Annotated in this window: 16 protein-coding genes; 11 read left to right on the top strand and 5 right to left on the bottom strand. The window is 71.6% G+C overall.

Features of this window, described 5'->3' with window-relative positions:
- Positions 1–239: 239 nt before the first annotated feature.
- The 3 genes from ACFOYY_RS15905 to hutI form a co-directional block, all read right to left on the bottom strand.
- Complete coding sequence (locus tag ACFOYY_RS15905; RefSeq protein ID WP_386190166.1) at positions 240–2642, bottom strand: ComEC/Rec2 family competence protein; 2403 nt, start codon at positions 2640–2642, stop codon at positions 240–242.
- The gene (locus ACFOYY_RS15900; RefSeq protein WP_386190165.1) at positions 2639–3634 is read right to left on the bottom strand and encodes a helix-hairpin-helix domain-containing protein; all 996 of its coding nucleotides are present in this window, start codon (positions 3632–3634) and stop codon (positions 2639–2641) included. The genes ACFOYY_RS15905 and ACFOYY_RS15900 overlap by 4 nt, the downstream gene beginning before the upstream one ends.
- Before the next feature lie 226 nt (positions 3635–3860).
- Positions 3861–5069 carry an imidazolonepropionase gene (hutI, locus tag ACFOYY_RS15895; RefSeq protein ID WP_352008585.1) on the bottom strand — a complete coding sequence of 403 codons (1209 nt, stop codon included), beginning with the start codon at positions 5067–5069 and terminating at the stop codon, positions 3861–3863.
- Positions 5070–5795: 726 nt separating this feature from the next.
- Between hutI and ACFOYY_RS15890 the strand changes: the two genes are divergently transcribed.
- From ACFOYY_RS15890 to ACFOYY_RS15865, 6 genes are read left to right on the top strand one after another with little or no spacing between them, the layout of a single operon-like run.
- A complete protein-coding gene (locus tag ACFOYY_RS15890; protein ID WP_386190164.1) occupies positions 5796–6656 on the top strand; it encodes an STAS domain-containing protein in 861 nt (286 codons plus the stop codon).
- Entirely contained in the window at positions 6656–7036 is a 381-nt protein-coding gene (locus ACFOYY_RS15885; RefSeq protein ID WP_352008583.1) for an STAS domain-containing protein, read from the top strand. Before ACFOYY_RS15890 ends, ACFOYY_RS15885 begins: the two co-directional genes overlap by 1 nt.
- A complete protein-coding gene (locus tag ACFOYY_RS15880; protein WP_352008582.1) occupies positions 7033–7434 on the top strand; it encodes an anti-sigma regulatory factor in 402 nt (133 codons plus the stop codon). Before ACFOYY_RS15885 ends, ACFOYY_RS15880 begins: the two co-directional genes overlap by 4 nt.
- On the top strand, positions 7422–8432 hold the full coding sequence (locus ACFOYY_RS15875) for an ATP-binding SpoIIE family protein phosphatase (protein ID WP_352008581.1): 1011 nt from the start codon (positions 7422–7424) through the stop codon (positions 8430–8432). The genes ACFOYY_RS15880 and ACFOYY_RS15875 overlap by 13 nt, the downstream gene beginning before the upstream one ends.
- Positions 8429–10129 carry an ATP-binding response regulator gene (locus ACFOYY_RS15870; RefSeq protein ID WP_386190163.1) on the top strand — a complete coding sequence of 567 codons (1701 nt, stop codon included), beginning with the start codon at positions 8429–8431 and terminating at the stop codon, positions 10127–10129. Before ACFOYY_RS15875 ends, ACFOYY_RS15870 begins: the two co-directional genes overlap by 4 nt.
- Entirely contained in the window at positions 10126–11703 is a 1578-nt protein-coding gene (locus ACFOYY_RS15865) for a fused response regulator/phosphatase (RefSeq protein ID WP_352008579.1), read from the top strand. The genes ACFOYY_RS15870 and ACFOYY_RS15865 overlap by 4 nt, the downstream gene beginning before the upstream one ends.
- Positions 11704–11752: 49 nt before the next feature.
- On the opposite strand, the gene hflX is transcribed toward ACFOYY_RS15865, so the two are convergent.
- Positions 11753–13219, bottom strand: a complete 1467-nt coding sequence (gene hflX / locus ACFOYY_RS15860) for a GTPase HflX (RefSeq protein WP_386190162.1) — start codon at positions 13217–13219, stop codon at positions 11753–11755.
- Between the two features lie 88 nt (positions 13220–13307).
- Positions 13308–14015 (bottom strand): DUF4097 family beta strand repeat-containing protein, encoded by a 708-nt coding sequence (locus tag ACFOYY_RS15855; protein WP_386190161.1) that lies wholly within the window; start codon positions 14013–14015, stop codon positions 13308–13310.
- Positions 14016–14202: 187 nt separating this feature from the next.
- On the opposite strand from ACFOYY_RS15855, the gene aceB reads away from it, so the two are divergent.
- The 5 genes from aceB to ACFOYY_RS15830 are packed head-to-tail and all read left to right on the top strand — an operon-like array spanning position 14203 to position 20601.
- Positions 14203–15789: a malate synthase A gene (aceB, locus tag ACFOYY_RS15850; protein ID WP_386190160.1), complete on the top strand. Its 1587-nt coding sequence runs from the start codon at positions 14203–14205 to the stop codon at positions 15787–15789.
- 57 nt (positions 15790–15846) lie between these two features.
- Positions 15847–17304, top strand: coding sequence for an FAD-linked oxidase C-terminal domain-containing protein (locus ACFOYY_RS15845; RefSeq protein ID WP_352008576.1), 1458 nt, complete (start codon positions 15847–15849; stop codon positions 17302–17304).
- Positions 17304–18542: an FAD-binding oxidoreductase gene (locus tag ACFOYY_RS15840; RefSeq protein ID WP_386190159.1), complete on the top strand. Its 1239-nt coding sequence runs from the start codon at positions 17304–17306 to the stop codon at positions 18540–18542. Before ACFOYY_RS15845 ends, ACFOYY_RS15840 begins: the two co-directional genes overlap by 1 nt.
- Position 18543: 1 nt before the next feature.
- Positions 18544–19773, top strand: a complete 1230-nt coding sequence (locus ACFOYY_RS15835) for a (Fe-S)-binding protein (protein ID WP_386190158.1) — start codon at positions 18544–18546, stop codon at positions 19771–19773.
- A gap of 45 nt (positions 19774–19818) precedes the next feature.
- Positions 19819–20601, top strand: a complete 783-nt coding sequence (locus ACFOYY_RS15830) for an IclR family transcriptional regulator (RefSeq protein ID WP_386190157.1) — start codon at positions 19819–19821, stop codon at positions 20599–20601.

Raw genomic sequence — 20601 nt, 5'->3', positions numbered from 1 at the left:
AGCCTAACTCTCCGCCGGGCACGTCGATCGGCGTCCATGGACACCGAGAGCACTCAAGCCGCCCAAGACGCCGGGCCGCCCGACGGCGTCCGAGTCACCCGACGGCGTCCAGGCCGTCCCAGGGCGGCCGAGGCCTCGGGGAACGTCCCAGAGCACCGGGATTCCTCGAAGACGTCGGCATCCGCCCGAAGGCGCCCGACTCCTCCGGGAGTATCCGGGCCGAAGGTCGTCCAGAGACGTCACCTCTCTCTGACGACGGCCAGTCCCGCCTCCCGTGCGACCACGGTCAGCGTGCCTGACAGGTCCGTCCGATAGACCCGCATACCGAGCGCCAGCAGCCCGGTGACGGTGGAGGGAGCCGGGTGGCCGTAGTCGTTGCCCGCACCCACGCTGATCAGTGCCGCGCGAGCACCGGTGGCCGCGAGAAAGCCGGGGTCATATCTCGCCGAACCATGGTGGGGGACCTTGAGGATGTCAGCCCGCGGCAGGCCTCTCCTGAGCAGCTCGGCCTGCGCCTCGGTCTCGACGTCCCCGCTGAGCAACGCGGTACCGGCCGCCCAGCGCACGTGCAGCACGACGCTGGCGTTGTTTATGGTCGTGCCCTCCCCTCCCCCTGGCGGGGACGTCCCGTCCCACGGTGCGAGGACCGTGAGCTCCGAGGGGCCGAAGCGCCACCGCGTCCCCGGCTGCGCCGTCCACTCGGCGACTCCCCGGCGGGTCAGGTCCGCGCTCAGCCGGACGCTCTCGCGCTCGGCCACATCGCGCGGGGTGACCACGACCGCTCCGACCGGCCGGCCGCGGAAGACCCCGTCCAGGCCGCCGACGTGGTCGAAGTGCGGGTGGGTGAGGACGACGAGCGGGACCTGCCTGACCCCCATGGACCTCAGGCAGCGGTCCATCCGCACGGGATCCGGCCCCGTGTCGACCACCACGGCGCGACCGGGACCCGCGGCGACCAGCAGCGCGTCACCCTGGCCCACATCGCACGCGACCAGCAGCCAGCCTCCGGAGGAACGACGGGTCACGACCGATCCGGCCACGACGACGGCGAGGAGCACCCCGACGGCCACCGCGGCGACCACCCGGCGTGACCACCGGCGCCGCAGCGCCAGCACGGCGAGCGGCGCGGCCACCAGCAGCGCGGCCAGTCCAGCGAGGCCACCGGGCCATGGGAACACCGCCAGGGGAAGGCCCGCCGCGCGTTCCGCCACACCGACGATCCACCCGGTGGCCAGACCCGCGGGGCGGGCCAGTAACCGCGCGGCGCCCATGTGCAGCGGCGCGGTCAGCGAGGCGGCGAACCCGAGCAGCGTCGCGGGTGCCACGGCGGGCCCCGCGAGCAGGTTCGCGGGGACGGCGACCGGGGCGATCTGCCCTGACATCAGGACCAGCACCGGGGTGACCGCCGCCTGTGCCGCCGCGGGCACGGCGACCGCCTCCGCGGCCCAGCGGGGCAGTCGCCCGGCGAGCCGGTCCCGCCAGCGCGGCGCGAGCACCAGGATGCCGCCGGTCGCGAAGACCGACAGGGCGAAGCCGTAGGAGCGCGCGAGGCCGGGGTCGAAGAGGATCAGCCCCAGAACGGTCACCGACAGGGCCGCGAAGCCGTCGCGTGCGCGGCCCGTACCGAGTGCCAGGGCGGTGACGCCGCCCATGAGCAGCGCACGGAGCACACTGGGCGAAGGCCGGGCGACGACGGCGAAGAAGACCATGGCGAGAACGGCGAGCGCCGCCCTGAGCGGAAGACGCAGGCCCATGATCCTGGCCAGCGCGACGGCCGCCCCGGCCACGACTGCGAGGTTGGCCCCGGACACGGCCGTCAGATGGCTGAGGCCGGCCTGCTTGAAGTCGGCCTTCACCTGTTCGTCCATCTGGGACATGTCACCGACGACCAGTGCGGGCAGCAGGCCGCGCTGGCCCTGAGGAAGCACCGCGGAGGCCTCACGCAACCCCGCACGGAGCGCTCCGGCGACGCGCTGGACCCACGACGGCCCGCTCAGCACCCGGGGCGGCCCCCGCACCAGCACCACCGCGGCGAGCAGTTCTCCGGGCTCCGCGGGCCCGAACCGCCCTTGTACGGCTACGCGCTGGCTGGGCAACAGGGAACGCCACTCCTCTCCCGTGGCCAGCAAGATGACCGAGGCTCGCAGCCTCACCGCACCTCCCGGTTCTCCCGCCGTGCCGGACGTCTGCCTGACCACCTCGACACGTGCGGGCGCCACGAAGCCGCTCCTGCGGGAGAGGCCGCCACGCTGGGCGCGTTCCCGGGGGTCGTCCGTCACCACCGCCTCGAACGTCGCCGAGACCCGCCGCCGGGCCAGCTCGGCCACCGGCCCCGTATCGGCCGCGTGCACGTGGAAGGCGACCACACCGGCTGCTGCCGCCACGCACACCAGCACGGCGAGTGCCACCCCACGCCAGGCCGTACGGCCCCGGGCGCGGATCGCCACCGCCGTCAGGAGCGCGCCGCCGAGGGCGGTCAGAGCCGCGCAGGCCCCGATGGACGCGGGGCAGCCCACGAGCACGAGAGCGGCCATCCACGAGGCGAGGGCGGGCAGGACCAGATGCAGGGTGTGCGCCCGCGCGGGTGTGTCCTGGCCTGTGTCCTGACCGGGGTTCGCGGCCTGCCCGGTCAACCAGGTCATACGTGGACCCTGTCCTTCAGGTCGGCGTACTTCCGATCGCCGATGCCGCTGATCTCGCGTAGTTGCTCGACCCCCCGGAAACCCCCGTGGCCGTCGCGGTACTCGACGATGCGCTGGGCCAGCACCTCACCGACCCCGGGTAGCTGTTCCAGTTGCTGCGGGGTCGCGGAGTTGAGGTCGAGGACGACGGCCGCCGGGTCGGCGGGGACGGGCGCGATCGCGCCGACGGCCCCCGGAGCCCTGGGCGCTCCGACGACGATCTGCTCTCCGTCGACCAGCCTGCGCGCGAGGTTGAGGGAGCCCGAGGAAGCGCCTCCGCGCACGCCTCCCACAGCCCGGAGCGCGTCGGTGACGCGGGAGCCGCCGGGCAGGGTGACCACTCCTGGGCGACGGACCTTGCCGGTGACATGAACGGTGACCTCGGGGACCCCCGGAGGGCCGGTCCCGGCCCGGACCGCCGTCGTGAGCGGTGCGGAGGGCGGACGGGACACCGTTTCCTGAGAGGCCGGGGACGGACCGGCGATCGGTGTGGGCGGCGCGAGGGGCTCAGACTCCGGCCGGGACAGCCACAGGTGGACGCCCGCGACCGCGGCGGCGACGATCGCGACGAGCACGAGGGCTCGCAGCCCGGAACGACTGAGCCCGAGCACCGGCCCCTGGGCTGCGACGGCCGTACGGAGGGCCTCGAAGGAGGGCGGGAACGGCGGCACCGGGGCCGACCGCAACCAGCTCGCAGGACCGCCTCCGCCCCTGGGACCGCCGTCCGGAGCGGCCTCGCCGTCTCCGCCCGCGGAAGGCGGGTCGTCCCCGAAGGCCACCCCGGCGTATGACGGCCCCGTCCCGCCCCCGGCTTCGGGGAACAGGGCCTCACGGCCCCCGGGACGCCCCGCAAGCGAGGGGAAGGTGGCCGGTTCGCGAGGGCCCGAGACCGTCAGAAGCCGTAGCCGTGCCCCGGCCGTGAACCGCTCGGTGGCCTGATCTGTTGTCCGCACGCCCAGGACGGTACGGCGACGCCGTGGCCCCTCCGGCCGCCGAACGCGGTTCTGGGGAAAACCCCACGTCTCACGAACCGCCTGTGGAAAACCCTTGAGTCGCGTGACGCCGTCCCCCGTGGGGGTCTACGGGGCGGAGCACGGGAAACACGCCCCATGGGAAGAGGCGCGGGAGGTCACCGGTGACCCCGGCCACCCGGCAGGTGCCGGGGGCCGGGGGGAAGACCTACTGGACGGGGGTGCCGCCGCGCCAGACCCGGCGCGGCTTGAGGCCGAACGCCCAGGCGAAGGCACCCTCGTGGTCGGCGTCCCACTGGACGATGTCGGCCAGTCTGCCGGGGGCGAGGACGCCGCGGTCGGGGACGCCGAGCACGGTCGCGCCACCGAGCGTCGCCGCGCGCAGCGCGTCGTTGACGCTCATCCCGAAGGCCGCCACCGCGAGACTGATGACCAGGGCCATCGAGGTGATCCCGCAGTGCCCGGGGTTGTGGTCGCTGCCGAGCGCGACGGTGACGCCCTGGGCGAGCATGCGCCTGACCGGCGGCAGGCTGCCGCGCTGGAGCGCGGTTCCCGGGCAGACCACGGCGGGGACACCGTAGCGGGACAGGATCGAGATGTCCTCGTCGGAGGTGTGGTGCAGCAGGTCGGCCGAGGCGCAGCCGAGTTCGGCGGCGAGCTGGACCGCGCCGCGACGGCTGTAGGCCCCGGCGTGCACGCGCGGTAGCAGACCGACGTTGCGGCCGGACGCCAGGACCCAGCGGGCCTCGTCAGTGGTGAAGTGCCCCTCGTCGCAGTAGACGTCGACGCTGTCGGCACCGGCCGCCGCCGCGTCGGCGCACCAGGCGCCCACCGCTTCGACGTAGTCACGCTGACGGCCGAAGTACTCCGGCGGGACGACGTGCGCGGCGAGGAAGGTGACGTGCACGCGCGGCATCATCGGTTCCTTCTCAAGCTCGCGCAGCAGCCGCACGTCGGCGAGCTCACCGTCGCGGGTGAGGTGGTAACCGGTCTTGGCCTCGACGGTCGTGGTGCCGGCGAGCAGCCACTCGCGCAGGCGTTCGCGGACGCCGTTGCACAGGGTCCAGGGGTCGGTGCCGCGGGTCACCGTGACGGTCGAGCCGATGCCGCCGCCGGCCGCGGTGATCGCCGAGGAGCTGGAGCCGCCGGAGCGCATGGCCATCTCAGCGTAGCGGTTGCCCGCGTACACCGGGTGGGTGTGGGCGTCGATCAAGCCGGGTGTGACCAGCGCACCGCCAAGGTTCTCGACGTGGTCGACGTCGACGATGTCGTCGACCACCCCGGGAACGCTCTGTGGCAGGTCCGCGGCTCGCCCGACCCAGGCGATCCGGTCGTTGTGCACCAGGATCGCGGCATTGCTGCACACATCGTTACCGGTCCAGAGCCGGCCGATGTTGGTCAGAAGGCGGACCGTCATCGCATCACAGCCTTGCACGCAGGGAAGGACATCGGGAGGGACGCCGTTTCCGGAGACGGCAAACCGGCCTGGCGGACGCGGAGCGTCATGCCTGCTGGGTTCGCTGTGAGTCCGGACGACATCGGGGGTCTCCTGCTCTCATCCGCATATCGTTGTGCGGCGACAGTATCGCCGAGATCATGATCAGGCGATTTCAGTTCAGTTACGTTATTTCACAAGTGAGCTCGCTGTACAGGCTAATTGGGAAGAACCACCGCTTCACCGTGGCCACACCCGAACCACCGGCTGCACGGCCCCGTGCGACCTGAACGCATCTGCGCAGCTCAAGCCACTTCTCATTCATCCGTAACAGCGGTCACCGAGGCAACTTGCACCCCAGCTCTCCGCTGGATTTGCCTTATGGTAGCAATCCAAACCTTGCCCGACCACTGTCGCTTTTGGGGCTTTTGTACGATTTTCAGAGACCAATAGTGCACCCCACAAAGCCCTATCAAGGCAAGCTTTTCCATTGAAATAGGACAAGCCATCTATCTAGGCTGTTGGAACCAGGTCTCGGTATCACACCTCTCGAGCGTCCGCGAGTCACGCACCGGCGCGAAGCCCCTCGCCGGACCGGCGGACCATGCCGGGGGACCGCCCGGGGAACCTCTGCCCGGCTTCCAAAACGGACATGCCATGTAGCCTTTCGTGCGAGCCGTCTGTCAGCCGTACGCATGGGAGTACACCTTGTCCGTCTCCGCAGACGCCGGTCGGCGTCGCATAGAACAGCTGCTGCAGGACAACGAGGAGGACGTTCTCCGGCGCTGGCAGGAAATAGCGGGTTCCTCCTCGGCGGGCAACGTGGACCGTGCCGCCCTGAGGGGACAGCTGCACGAGTTGCTCCAGGCGCTACGGCGGTCACTCGGTGAGGAGGGCGGCTCCAGCGACCTGCACGGCCTGCTCGCCGAGCTGTCCCGCAGCCGCGCCCGCCAGGGCTTCACGCCCTCGGAGACCGCCGTCGTGGTGTTCGGCCTGAAGGAGGCGGTCTACGAGAGCGTGGAGGCGGACGGTTCCCCCGAGGCCCTGCGGGGGTTCATCTGGTTCTCCCGGCTCATCGACGACCTGGGGCTGTTCACCATAGAGAACTACGCCGCCGCCAGGGAGAAGGTGATCGTCGACCAGGCGGAGCAGCTCCTCGAACTGTCCACCCCGGTGGTCAAGCTCTGGGAGGGCATCGTCGCGGTGCCGCTGGTCGGCACGCTCGACTCGGCCAGGACCCAGGTGGTGATGGAGAAGCTGCTGCAGACGCTGGTCGACACCGGCTCCGAACACGCCGTCATCGACATCACCGGTGTGCCCGCGGTGGACACCCAGGTCGCCCAGCACCTCCTCAAGACCGTGGTCGCGGCGCGGTTGATGGGCGCGGAGTGTGTGATCTCCGGCATCCGCCCGCAGATCGCCCACACCATCGTCACCCTGGGCATCGAGTTCGGTGACATCGTGACCAAGGCCTCCCTCGCCGACGCCCTGGCGCACGCGCTGCGGCGCAGTGGCGTGGAGTTCGCCAGCAGGAAGACCCGCGTCGCCGTACGGACCGAGGAGGGATGATGGACCGCGTCCCCATCCTCAAGCTCGGAGACATCCTGATCGTCTCCATCCAGATCGACCTGCAGGACCAGGGCGTCCTGGCCCTGCAGGAGGACCTGGCCGACAAGGTCGTCGCGACGGGGGCCCGAGGAGTGATCATCGACATCACCGCCGTCGAGATCGTCGACTCGTTCATCGGGCGCATGCTGGCGACCATCGCGGCGATCTCCCGCATGCTCGACGCCGAGACGGTGGTCGTCGGGATGCGTCCCGCGGTGGCGATCACCCTCGTGGAGCTCGGGCTCTCCCTCGGCGGCGTGCGCACCGCGCTGAACCTTGAGAAGGGTGTCGCGCTGCTGAACCATCTCGAAGGCGCCCAGATCGCCACGGCCGCCCGGTGACCACCCCCGCAGAGCTGCCCGTCAACGGCAACAGCGACGTCGTCCTGGTACGCCAGCACGTCAGGACCGTGGCCGTGGACGTGGGGTTGTCCCTCGTCGACCAGACCAAGGTCGTGACCGCGGCCAGCGAGCTGGCCCGCAACGCGCTGGTCTACGCGGGCGGCGGCCGGGTCCGCGTCGAGATCGTGCACAACGGTCTACGCAAGGGGCTGCGCCTGACCTTCAGCGACGAGGGCCCCGGCATTCCGGACATCGAGCAGGCCCTCACCGACGGATGGACCACCGGCGGCGGCCTCGGGCTCGGGCTCAGCGGCTCCCGCAGGCTGGTCGACGAGTTCGACCTGAAGTCGGCTCCAGGAGAGGGCACGCTCATCACGGTGACGAAATGGGCGAGGTGATCGTCTCCCAGGACGACGTGTGGGCCAGGGCCGAGGACGCCAGCGCCATCGGTTCCCTGCGCCGCGCCGCGGTCGTGCTCGCCGAGAACCGGGGGTTCGACGAGGAGGACACCGGACGGGTCGCCGTGGCTGTGAGCGAGGCGGCCTCCAACCTGGTCAAGCACGCGGTCGAGGGCACCATGCTGATCCGTCCCCACCCCGAGCTCGGCTCGGCGGTCGAGGTCGTCGCCGTGGACCGGGGGCCGGGGATGCGCGACGTCGCCCGCGCCCTGCGCGACGGCTACTCGACGGCGGGAACCCTCGGCATCGGCATGGGCGGCATCGCGCGGATGGCCACCGGCTACGAGGTTCACTCGGTACCGGGACGGGGCACTGTGCTCGGCATGTACTTCACCGCACGTCAGAGCCCCAAGCCTGCCTGCCGGGTCAGCGGCGTGACGCGCCCGATCGGCGAGGAGAGCGTCTGCGGTGACGCGTTCGCGGCCTCGGACTCGGGCACCTCGGTGACCGTGATGCTCTGCGACGGCCTCGGCCACGGCCCCGCCGCCGCCCACGCCTCGCGGAAGGCCGTACGGCTGTTCACGGAACACGCCGCCCTGGCGCCCGGGGACATCCTGGAACGCCTCCACCGGGGGCTCGGCCAGACCAGGGGCGGCGCCGTCGCCGTCGCCCGCGTCGACCGGGTCACGGGCACGGTCGGCTTCGCGGGCCTGGGCAACGTCTCCGCCTGGATCGCGGGCCACGACGGCAGGCAGGGCATGATCTCGGTGCCGGGGATCGCGGGCCACCAGGCCAGGACCCTGCGCCAGTACGAGTACACCGCGCCGCCGCACAGCGTGGTCGTGCTCCACTCGGACGGCTTGTCCGACCGCTGGGACATCTCCGCCTACCCGGGGCTCGCCACCCGGGCCCCCTCGGTGGTCGCCGCCACGCTGCTGAGGGACGCGGGCACGCGCAGGGACGACGCCTGCGTGGTGGCCGTGAGGCCCGCTCTGTGAACCGCGGGGGCTCGGTACCCGACGGCGAGGAGCTGATCAGCGTCCCCGTCCGCGACGAGCGGGACGTGTTCGCCATGCGCAAGCTCGGCCGCGACGTCGCCGAGGCCGTGGGCCTTGAGACCCAGGACCAGATCCGCATGGCCACGGCGCTGAGTGAGATCGGCCGCGAGGTGCTGGGCGAGACGACGGAGACGTTCGCCACCTTCCTTCTGGGGCAGGACAGCCTGGTCGTCAGGATCGGCCTGCCCGAGCAGGCCGCCGTCCAGACGGCGGACGGTGTGACGCTGGCGGGGCGTCTCGTCGACGCGATCGAGCTGAGTCCCGCCAGGGGAACGATAAGCATGCTCAAACGGCTTCCTCCGGGCCGGCCGAGGCCGTCGGTCGAGGAGATACGCGCCAGGCTCGCGAAGCTGACCCCCACGACCGCCCTGGACGAGCTGCGCCAGCAGAACCACGAGCTGGCCGCGACCCTGGAGGAGGTCATCCAGCTCAACGCCGAGCTGCAGGAGACCAACCAGGGTGTGCTCGCGCTGTACAACCAGCTCTCCGAGGAGCTTGAGGAGACCAACCGCGGCGTCGTCGCGCTCTACGCCGAGCTGGATGAGAAGTCCGCCCAGCTCAGGGAGGCGAGCACCGCCAAGGACCGGTTCTGGGCCACGGTCAGCCACGAACTGCGCACCCCGCTCAACTCGATCATCGGCCTGGTACGGCTCCTGGTCGGCCCCGGCGGGGAGCCGCTGGCCGACGAGCAGCTCCACCAGATCCAGCTCATCGGCTCCTCGGCGGAGACGCTCCTCAACCTGGTGAGCGAGCTGCTCGACATGGCCAAGGCGCAGGCGGGACGGCTGGACCCGCAACCGTCCCAGGTGGACCTGGTCGCCCTGGCCGAACGGCTGCGCATGTCACTGCGCCCGACCGGCGGCAACCGGGTGCGCCTGACGACGCGGATCGCGCACGACGCGCGGGAGATGCTCGTCGACGAGACGATGCTCACCCGGGTGCTGCGCAACCTGCTGTCCAACGCGCTGAAGTTCACCGAGGAGGGCGAGGTCACGCTCGACGTGAGCTTCGACGCCGCGACCCACGAGGTCGTCCTGCTGGTCACCGACACCGGGATCGGCGTTCCCGAGGAGCACCAGGAGCGTGTCTTCGAGGAGTTCTACCAGGTGCCGGGGCCGATCCAGGTCAGGACGAAGGGCACCGGGCTCGGCCTGCCGTACGCCCGCAGGCTGGCCGAGGCGATGGGCGGCACGCTCAGGCTGTCCAGTGTGGCGGGTGCGGGGACGACGGTCACGCTCAGGCTGCCCAGCCGCGACGACGCAATGCCCTCCGTCGGGCGGGTGCTCGTCGCCGACGACGACGCGGAGTTCCGCGCGACCGTACGGCGGATGCTCTCCGGGGTCGCCGCGCACGTCGACGAGGCCGCCGACGGCCTGGTGGCGTTGGAGACGATGGCGGCGAACCCGCCGGACATCGCCCTGGTCGACCTCCTCATGCCCAGGCTGGACGGCGGGGCCCTGCTGCAGAGGATGGCGCGGGACGAGCGGCTGCGGCGGGTGCCGGTCGTCGTGGTCACCGCGGCGGGCTCGCACCAGTACCCGCAGGAGGCGAGCGCGGTCGTCCCCAAGCAGGGTCTGCGCAGGGACAGCCTGCTCGCGGCCCTGCGCCGCGCCCTGGAGCAGGCGGAGGCACGGTGAACCAGGCGCAGGCGAGGGTGCTCGTCGTCGACGACACCCCGACCAAGCTGTACATCCTGTCGAGCTGGCTGCGGCGCGCGGGACACGAGGTACTGCAGGCGACGGGCGGCGTCGAGGCGCTCGCCAAGGTCAGGGAGCTTCGGCCCGACCTGGTCGTCCTCGACGTACGGCTGCCCGACATCAGCGGGCACGAGGTGTGCGAGCAGATCAAGGCCGATCCGGTGACCGCCTCGATCCCGGTCGTCCAGATCTCCGGGGCGGCGATCACCCCGGCCGACCGGGCGCACGGGCTCGAACGGGGGGCGGACGCCTATCTGGCCGAACCGGTCGAACCCGACGAGTTCGCCGCGACGGTCGAGGCGACGCTGCGCTACTACCGGGCCAGGCAGCGGGCTGAGCGGATCGCCGAACGGCTGGCCGCGCTCACCGAGGTCACCCTCGCGATGAACTCGGCGGACACCTTCGACGAACTCCTCGTCACGGCCGTCGAGGGCACCTCAAGGATCCTCGGCAGGCAGGCGGGCGCTCTGGCGTTGCCGCCCGACGGGCGCGTCCGCAGATACACCGCGCTGCCTCCTGGCAGCGCCGTCTCCCGGAACGTGACCGCGACGACCCTGCCCGCGCTGGACGCCATGTCGCTGGGCAACGCGGCGGGAACCCGGGTCTTCACCGTCCTGGCGAGCGACTGGCTGCGGCTGATCCCCGACGCGGACCTCAAGGGCGACGTGCGGGGGGTGCTCTGCCGTACGAAGGGGGGCAGGCCGCCGGTCTTCCTCGGCGTCGAGGCGACGCCGGAGCTGGGCCAGGACGAGTCGAACGTCCTGCGGCAGCTCGGCCAGGCGCTGGCCCTGGCGCTCGACGCGCTGCGCGCCTACGCCGAGGAGCACGCGATAGCCCTCACCCTGCAGCGCAGCCTGCTGCCCGCCAGGATTCCCGAGGTTCCCGGCCTGGAGATCAGCTGGCGTTACCAGCCCGCGGTGGACAACGTGGAGGTCGGCGGCGACTTCTACGAGGTCCTGCGGCTCGGTGAACGCGTGCTCATCGCGATCGGGGACGTCCAGGGGCACTCCCTGCTGGCCGCGACGGTCATGGCGGAGCTGCGTCACGCGCTGCGGGCCTCGCTCATCGGCACCGTCGACCTGGGCGCGTCCATGGGACTGCTCAACGACGTGCTACGGCGTTATCACCCGGGCATGACCGCGACCGTGTGCCTGACGCTGATCGACCCGGCGACCGGGTGCATGGAGGTCGCCAACGCGGGCCACATCCCCCCGTTGCTCATCGGTGACGGCCGGGCCCGCTACGACCGCCTGGGCAATCTCCTGCTCGGCGTGGCCGAGGAGACCTACCGGGTCGACCGGCTGGTCGTTCCCGAGGGCGGGGCGGTGCTGATGTTCACCGACGGCCTGGTCGAGGACCGCGACAAGCTCCTCGACGAGAGCCTGGAGATCGTACGGCAGCTGGCGGACACGGTCGAGGACGACCTCGAACTGTTCTGCGAACGGCTGATCAGGCGGTTCGGCGCCCGGGAGGACGACGTGGCGCTGGTGGTCTTCCGGCGCGGCACGGAGTGAGAGAGCCCCGCCCCGCCGGGAAACGACGGGACGGGGCTCAGGGTCTCTCTCAGACGGTCTCGACCGGCTTGGCGGTCCGCTCCAGCTCGGCGAAGAGCGAGGGCAGGACCCTGGCGTGCAGGATCGTGCCGTCACCGGTGTGCTCGATGCCCAGCACCTCGCCCTCCTTGTGCGCCCTGGAGATCAGGTCTCCCCGCTGGTACGGCACCAGCAGTCTGACCTCCTGGTCGAAACGGGGCATCTCCCGCTCGATCAGCGCCATCAGCTCGTCGATCCCGGCGCCGGTGCGGGCCGAGACCACGACGATGGGCTTCTCCCTGGCCTCCAGCTGGGCCAGCACCACGGGGTCGGCGACGTCGGCCTTGTTGACGACGACGATCTCCGGGATGTCGCGGGCGCCCTCGATCTCGGAGACCACCTCCCGCACGGCCGCCAGCTGCGACTCCGGGTCGGGGTGCGAGCCGTCGACCACGTGCAGGATCAGGTCGGCGTCGCCGATCTCCTCAAGCGTCGAGCGGAAGGCCTCGACCAGCTGGTGCGGCAGGTGCCGGACGAACCCGACGGTGTCGGCCAGCGTGAACAGCCTGCCGTCCGGCGTGTGCGCCCTGCGGACCGTCGGGTCCAGCGTGGCGAACAGGGCGTCCTCGACCAGCACACCGGCGCTGGTGAGCCGGTTCAGCAGCGAGGACTTGCCCGCGTTGGTGTATCCGGCGATGGCCACCGCGGGCACCTCGCGCGACAGCCTCCTCGCCCGCTTGGTCTCTCTGGCGGTGGTCATCTCCGCGATCTGACGGCGCAGTTTGGCCATCCGCTCGCGGATGCGCCTGCGGTCCAGTTCGATCTTGGTCTCACCGGGGCCTCGGCCGCCGATGCCGACGCCGCCCGCGGCGCGTCCGCCGACCTGGCGGGACAGGTTGCCACCCCAGCCTCGCAGGCGTGGCAGCAGGTAGTTGAGCTGGGCCAGCTCGACCTGCGCCTTGCCCTCGCGGCTCTTGGCGTGCTGGGCGAAGATGTCGAGGATCAGCATGGTCCGGTCGATGACCTTGACCTTGACGACCTCCTCAAGCTGACGGAGCTGGCCGGGGCTCAGCTCTCCGTCGCACACCACGGTGTCGGCTCCGGTCGCCGCGACGATGTCGGCGAGCTCCTGCGCCTTGCCCGAGCCGATGTAGGTGGCGGTGTCGGGCTTCTGGCGGCGCTGGATCAGCCCTTCCAGGATCTCCGACCCGGCGGTCTCGGCCAGGAGCTTCAGCTCCAGGAGGGAGTTCTCGGCGTCGGCCGCCGTGCCCGAGGTCCAGACGCCGACCAGGACGACTCGTTCAAGTCGCAGCCGGCGGTACTCGACCTCGGTGACGTCCTCAAGCTCCGTCGAGAGCCCCGCGACCCTGCGCAGTGCCTGGCGCTCTGCCAGGTCCATCTCGCCGATCTCCGGCAGGTCGTCGAATCGGTCGATCTCCAGCGGCTCACGAATGTCTATGTTGTCGCTCCGTTCAGGTGCGTGGTTCGTATGCGTCATCTCCTGGGAGAACGCCCGAACCTCGGTGTCTCTTCCCATGATGGTGCCACGCGGACGGCTGGGTATTCATCCCGTTATCCGGTGTGGCTCACACGGGCAGCACCTTGGCGTCCCCGGCGCCGGTCCGCACCGAGACGCCGTTGGGCGAGGCCGGGTCGTTGGTGACCTTGACGACCTCCTCGCCGACCCCGGTGCCCGCCGTGACGTTGTAGCTGCCCTGCGGCAGCCGTACGGTCGCGTCGCCGGTGCCGGTCTCGACCTCCACGCGGCCGGGGGCCGCGGCGAACCTGACCCTGACCTCACCCGCCCCGGTGGTCGCGACGAGGCTCTTTCCTCCCAGGTCGTTGCCCTCGATGTCGCCGGCGCCCGCGCTCGCGTTCACCTCGCCGGTCAGTGAGCGCATCGTGATGTCACCCGCGGTCGACTCCAGGGTGACGGCGAGCCCCTTGGGGATGTCGATCCGGTAGTCGACCGAGCAGTTCGAGGAGCCCGGGCAGTCGTAGCGCAGGGTGAGCGTGCCGCCCGCGACGGGGTGCTCGGTCTTCGGGATGTTCCTGTCGTCCCCGCCCCAGTGGCGGGTCTCGGTCACCCGGACCTCCTGCTGCCCGCTCTCGGAGATCACGATGTCCCCCACCTCCGCGTACGCCTCAAGGGCGGTGACGCCGCCACCGACGGTGTAGGTGGCGACGGACTGCTTCCGGTCGCCGAAGTCGACGTTCAGCCTGCAGCCGGACAGCAGCAGGACCGCCCCGGCGAGCGCCCCCGCGGCGACCAGGTTCTTCCTCTTGGACAGCATCTCCGACCTTCCTCGTTCACCCCTGTTCGGGACATGTCCAACTCTTCCGGGAGGACGGCCCGCTCTCCATCGGGGAAGCCCCCGACAAGTCCCTCCGGGGACCCCGGTCTTTGCCCCCTGGGTGACCATCGAGTAGCGTCTATTCCACAATTCAGAAGTATTTTTCCACTCTATGGAAAGGATGCTCATGGACGGTGTTGAGATCCACGGCCCGTCGGCGGACCGGTTCGACGAGATCCTCACGCCGGAGGCGCTGGCCTTCACGGCCACACTCCAGCGAGAGTTCGGCGCCAGGCGCCTTGAGCTGCTGGGCGCCCGCCAGGCGCGCCAGGCGGAGCTGTCCGCGGGCGGCACCCTCGACTTCCTGCCGGAGACGCGGCACGTGCGCGAGTCCGAGTGGCGGGTCGCCCCGCCCGCACCCGGCCTTGAGGACCGCAGGGTGGAGATCACCGGCCCCGTCGACCGCAAGATGACGATCAACGCGCTGAACTCGGGGGCCAAGGTCTGGCTGGCGGACTTCGAGGACGCCAACGCCCCCACCTGGGAGAACACGGTCAACGGCCAGCTCAACCTGCGTGACGCGCTCGACAGGACCATCGACTTCTCCGCCGGCGGCAAGGACTACGCGCTCAGGCCCGACGAGGAACTCGCGACGATCGTGGTCCGCCCGCGTGGCTGGCACCTGGAGGAGAAACACCTCACCCTCGACGGTGAGCCGTTCTCCGGCTCGCTGGTCGACTTCGGCCTGTACTTCTTCCACTCGGCGCGGCGGCAGATCGACAAGGGCAGGGGCCCCTACTTCTACCTGCCGAAGATGGAGTCGCACCAGGAGGCCCGCCTCTGGAACGACGTCTTCGTCAGGGCCCAGGAGCTGCTCGGCATCCCGCGGGGCACGATCCGCGCGACCGTCCTGATCGAGACCTACCCGGCCGCCTTCGAGATGGAGGAGATCCTCTACGAGCTGCGCGAGCACTCTGCGGGGCTCAACGCGGGCCGCTGGGACTACCTGTTCAGCGTGATCAAGAAGTTCCGCACCCGGGGCAGGGAGTTCCTGCTGCCCGAGCGCAACGCGGTGACCATGACCGCCCCCTTCATGCGCGCCTACACCGAGCTGCTCGTGAGCACCTGCCACCGGCGCGGCGCCCACGCCATCGGCGGCATGGCCGCGTTCATCCCCTCCCGTCGTGACCCCGAGGTCAACAAGGTCGCGCTGGAGAAGGTCACCGCGGACAAGACCCGTGAGTCGGGCGACGGGTTCGACGGCTCGTGGGTGGCCCACCCCGACCTGGTCCCGGTCTGCCGCGAGGTCTTCGACTCCGTCCTCGGCGAGCGGCCCAACCAGCTCGACCGGCTGCGCGAGGACGTCTCGGTCTCGGCCGCCGACCTGCTCGCGGTCTCCAAGACCCCGGGTGAGATCACCGAGGCCGGGTTGCGCAACAACGTCGACGTGGCGCTGCGCTACCTCGCGGCCTGGATGGGCGGCCAGGGCGCGGTGGCCATCCACAACCTGATGGAGGACGCGGCGACCGCGGAGATCTCCCGTTCCCAGGTCTGGCAGTGGATCCACAACGACATCCGGCTCGCCGACACCGGCGCCCAGGTGACACGGGAACTCGTCGAGCGGATCATCGAGGAGGAGCTCGCCGGGATCGCCGCGCAGCCCGGCTACGACGCCGAGCGCTACACCCAGGCGACCGCCCTGTTCAAGGAGGTCGCCCTCGACGACGACTTCGCCGAGTTCCTGACGCTGCCCGCCTACGCCCGCATGCCCTGAGGCGACCGCGACCGCGGGGCCCGGGACCGGCGGGCCCCTCAGGGGAAGGGAGGCGCGATGCCGGAGAAGACCCTCGACGAACCGGTCCGGCGGTTCCTGGAGATCCTCGGCCCCGGCTCGGTGATCACCGATCCCGTACGGCTGCGCACCTACGAGTGCGACGGCCTGACCCACCATCGCGCGAGTCCCGGCGTCGTCGTGCTGCCGGAGACCGCCGAGCAGGTCGCGGCCGTGGTGCGGGTCTGCGTCCGCCACGGCGTGCCGTTCGTGGCCAGGGGCGCGGGGACCGGCCTGTCCGGCGGGGCGTTGCCGAGGACGGACGGGGTGCTCGTCGTCACCTCCAGGATGCGGCGGATCCTGTCGGTCGACCTGCCGAACCGGCGTGCCGTCGTCGAGCCCGGGGTCACCAACCTGGCGATCACCGAGGCGGTCCGCGACCTGGGTTACTACTACGCGCCCGACCCCTCAAGCCAGCAGGTCTGCTCCATCGGCGGCAACGTCGCGGAGAACTCCGGCGGCGCCCACTGCCTGAAGTACGGCTTCACGGTCAACCACGTGCTCGCCCTGGAGGTCGTCACCCCGGACGGCGACATCGTCGAGCTGTCGAACACCGATCCCGGCTACGACCTGCTGGGTGCCTTCGTCGGCTCGGAGGGCACGCTGGGCGTCACCACCAAGGTCACCGTCCGGCTGACACGGGCCCCGCAGGCCGTGACGACGCTGCTGGCGGCCTTCGACGACGTCGAGGGGGGCGGCCGGGCGGTCTCGGCGATCATCGGCGGCGGCATCCTGCCTGCGGCGATCGAGATGATGGACGCCCTGGCGATCGAGGCCGCGGAGGCGGCGGTCGCCTGCGCCTACCCCGAGGGCGCCGGGGCCGTGCTCATCGTCGAACTGGACGGCCCCGCCCCCGAGGTCGCGCACCAGTTCGCCGAGGTGCGGCGGATCTGTGAGGAGAACGGTGCCTTCGAGCTGCGCACGGCGGCGGACCCGGCGGAGCGGGCGGCCGTCTGGAAGGGCCGCAAGTCGGCCTTCGCGGCGGTCGGCCGGATCAGCCCGGCCTACATCGTGCAGGACGGGGTGGTGCCCAGGACCGCGCTGCCGGAGGTGCTGGCTGCCATCGACCGCATCTCCCTGGAGCACGGCATCCGGGTGGCCAACGTCTTCCACGCCGGGGACGGCAACCTGCATCCGCTGGTGCTGTTCGACGACGGTGAGCCCGGGGCGGCCGAGCGTGCCGAACTGGTCTCCGGCAGGATTCTCGACCTCTGCGTCGAGCATGGCGGCTCGATCACCGGGGAACACGGCGTAGGCGTCGATAAGTCCCGATATATGACGAAAATGTTCTCTGACGAGGATCTCGCGACCATGCAGCTGGTGCGTTGTGCCTTCGACCCGGCGGGCCTGTCGAACCCGGGAAAGATCTTCCCGACCCCACGGCTGTGCGGCGAGGTCCCCGGGGTGCGCAAAGGCGCGCACCCTCTGGTCGAGTCCGGCCAGGCGGAGCAGTTCTGATGACGGCCCCGTTCGAGGCGCTGCGCGGAACGGGCGTGATGGTCCGGCCCGCAGAGCCCGGGGACGCCGTCGCCGGGGTCATGCCCCGCTGGGTCGCGCTGCCGAGGACCACCGCCGAGGTCTCCGCGCTGATGCGGGTCTCGGCCGGGCACGACCTCGCCGTCGTCCCCGCCGGGGACGGCACGAAGCTGGCCTGGGGGAACCCTCCCGAGCGTTGCGACCTGCTGCTCCGCACCGGCCGTCTGACCCTCGACGGTGAGACGACCGTCGAGCACTCCCCCGGCGACCTGGTCGTCAGGGTCTGCGCCGGCCTCCCCCTCGGCGCGCTGGCCTCCTTCCCCGGCGTCGCCCAGGAACTTGCCCTGGACAACCCGCTCGGCGCGGGAACCGTCGGCGGCACGCTCGCCACCGGCGTCGCGGGCCCCCGAAGGTTCAGGTACGGCACCGCCCGCGACCTGCTGATCGGCGTCACCGTGGTCCTGGCCGACGGCACGGCCGCGACCTCCGGCGGCCGGGTCGTCAAGAACGTCGCGGGCTACGACCTCGGCAAGCTCCTGTGCGGCTCCTACGGCACGCTCGGGGTCGTCACCGAGGCCGTCTTCCGCCTCCATCCGTCCCCGCCGGAGCGCCGCTGGATCACCGTCGGGCTCGGCCGGGAGCCGGACCCGTTCACGGCCCTCGACGGGCTCGTGGCCGACCTGACCGCCTCGCAGGCCGAACCCTGCGCCGTCGAGGTCGACTGGCCGGGAGACGGGGACGGGCCGCTCGTCACGGCCCTCGTCGAGGGGACGGCGGCCGGGGAGCGGGCGACGGCCGTACGGGAACTGGCGCGCGGACGTCCTGCGTGGACCGGGAACGGCGCGCCCGGCTGGTGGAACACCCTGCCCGGTGACCCCGGCGGGGCGCTGTGCGAGCTGCGCCTGCCTCCCGCCGAGGTCGGCCGCGCGCTGCGGGCGGTCACGGCGTGTGAGCCGTCCGCCCGGATCCGGGGCTCGGCCGCCTCGGGGGTCCTGTGGGCCGCCCCACCGCCGGAGGCGCTCCCGGCGTTCGTCCCGGCCGTACGCGACCGGCTCGGCGTGCTCGGCGGCCACCTGGTCGTCCTCGCCGCGCCGTACGGACGGGACGAGGGGATCGACAGGTGGGGGCCGAGCGGCGCGCTGCCGTTGATGCGGCGGGTCAAGGAGCGGTTCGACCCGGACCGGAGGATGTCCCCCGGCCGGTTCGTCGGAGGGATCTGAGATGGACCCTGAGCTGATCGGCGACTGCGTGCACTGCGGGTTCTGCCTGCCGACGTGCCCGACCTACGTGCTGTGGGGCGAGGAGATGGACTCCCCCCGTGGCCGGATCCACCTCATGGGCCAGCACGTGGAGGGCACGCCCCTGACCCCGGAGATGGCCGGGCACTTCGACGCCTGCCTCGGGTGCATGGCGTGCGTGACGGCCTGCCCGTCCGGGGTGAGGTACGACCGGCTGATCGAACAGACCAGGGCCGAGGTCGAACGGGTCCACCGCAGGCCGCTCCAGGATCGGGCGCTGCGTGCCCTGGTCTTCCGGCTGTTCCCCTATCCCCGGCGGCTGCGGGCGATGCGGCTGCCGCTGCGGCTCACCGCGGGCGTGCGCCGCAGGCTCGCCCCGAGGCTGGGGCGGATCAGTCCGGCCCTGGCCGCGATGGCCGAGCTGGCGCCCCCGGTCCCCGCCCGGGTACGGCTGCCGCACAGGGTCAGGCCGGTCGGGCCGCGCAGGGCCACGGTCGGCATGCTCACCGGTTGTGTCCAGGGCGCCTTCTTCCCCCAGGTCAACGCGGCCACCGCCAGGGTGCTGGCGATGGAGGGCTGCGAGGTGGTGATCCCGCCCGCGCAGGGCTGCTGCGGGGCCCTGTCCCTGCACTCGGGACGGCAGGAACAGGCCGGACGGCTCGCGGATCGGACGATGGCGGCCTTCGAGCGCGCGGGAGTGGACACGGTCGTGGTCAACGCCGCGGGCTGCGGATCGACCATGAAGGAGTACGGCGACCTGCTCGGGCCGGAACGGGCCGGGGCCGTCAGGGTCGTGGATCTGTCGGAGTACCTCGCCGAGCTCGGCCCCGTGGCCCGGCGGCACCCGCTGCCGCTGACCGTGGCCTATCACGACGCCTGTCATCTGGCGCACGCCCAGGGAATCCGTGCCCAGCCCAGGGCGCTGCTGTCGGCCGTGCCCGGGCTCAGGCTGGTGGAGATCGCCGAATCGTCCATCTGCTGTGGCTCCGCGGGGACCTACAATCTCCTGCAGCCCGAGGCCGCGCGCGACCTCGGCGACCGCAAGGCGGAACGGGTGCTGGCCACCGGCGCCGACCTGCTGGTCTCGGCCAACCCCGGCTGCACCCTGCAGATCACCTCGGCCGTCCGCCGCCGCGGCATGGACCCGATCCCCGTCGCGCACGTCGCCCAGGTGCTTGACGCCTCCCTGCGCGGACTGGACCGGGCGTGGTGAACGCGGGAACAAGGAACAGGAACGGACCGCATGGACAAAACGGATATGAGCGACGCACGACACGGAGCCGCCGCCCCGGCCTCCCCTGGCGGCACCGTGCAGTCGGTCGACCGGGCGCTCGACGTGCTTGAGGCGCTCGCCGAACGGGGTGGGGAGGCCGGGCTCTCCGAGATCGCGGCCGGGACCGGCCTGCCGTACGGGACGATCCACCGGTTGCTGCGCACCCTGCTGGCGCGCGGTTACGTACGTCAGGAGTCCGACCGCCGCTACGCGCTCGGCGGCGCCCTGGTACGGCTCGGCGGGGTCGCCGAGCGCATGGTCGCGACGCTGGCGCAGCCGTATCTCACGAGGATGGTCGAACTGTCCGGTGAGACGGCCAACCTGGCGGTGCTCGAAGGTGACTTCGTCGTCTACGTCGCCCAGGTGCCCTCTCCCCGGAGGCTGCGGATGTTCGCCGAGGTCGGCAGGCGGGTGCTGCCGCACAGCACGGCGGTGGGGAAGGTCCTGATGGCCGACCGCGCCGACGACGAGGTGGCGGCGCTGGTCGGGCGCACCGGCATGCCCAGGCGCACCGCCAACACGGTCGTCGACCTGCCCGGCATGCTGGAGGAGCTGCGGCGGGTGCGTGAGCGGGGCTACGCCATGGACCTGGGCGAGGAGGAACTCGGCGTGCACTGCCTGGCCGTCGGGGTGCGCGACGGCGCGCGCACGGTCGCCGCGATGTCGATCTCCGGCCCGGCCGGGCGGATCGAGGCGCTCGACCGGGAGGAGCTCGCGGAGGGCATGCGGGGGATCGCCCGCGACTTCGGCACCGCGCTGGGCGCGTGA

Source organism: Streptosporangium jomthongense (assembly GCF_042650425.1).
Taxonomy (GTDB): Bacteria; Actinomycetota; Actinomycetes; order Streptosporangiales; family Streptosporangiaceae; genus Streptosporangium.
This window is presented reverse-complemented; position numbering and strand designations above follow the sequence as displayed.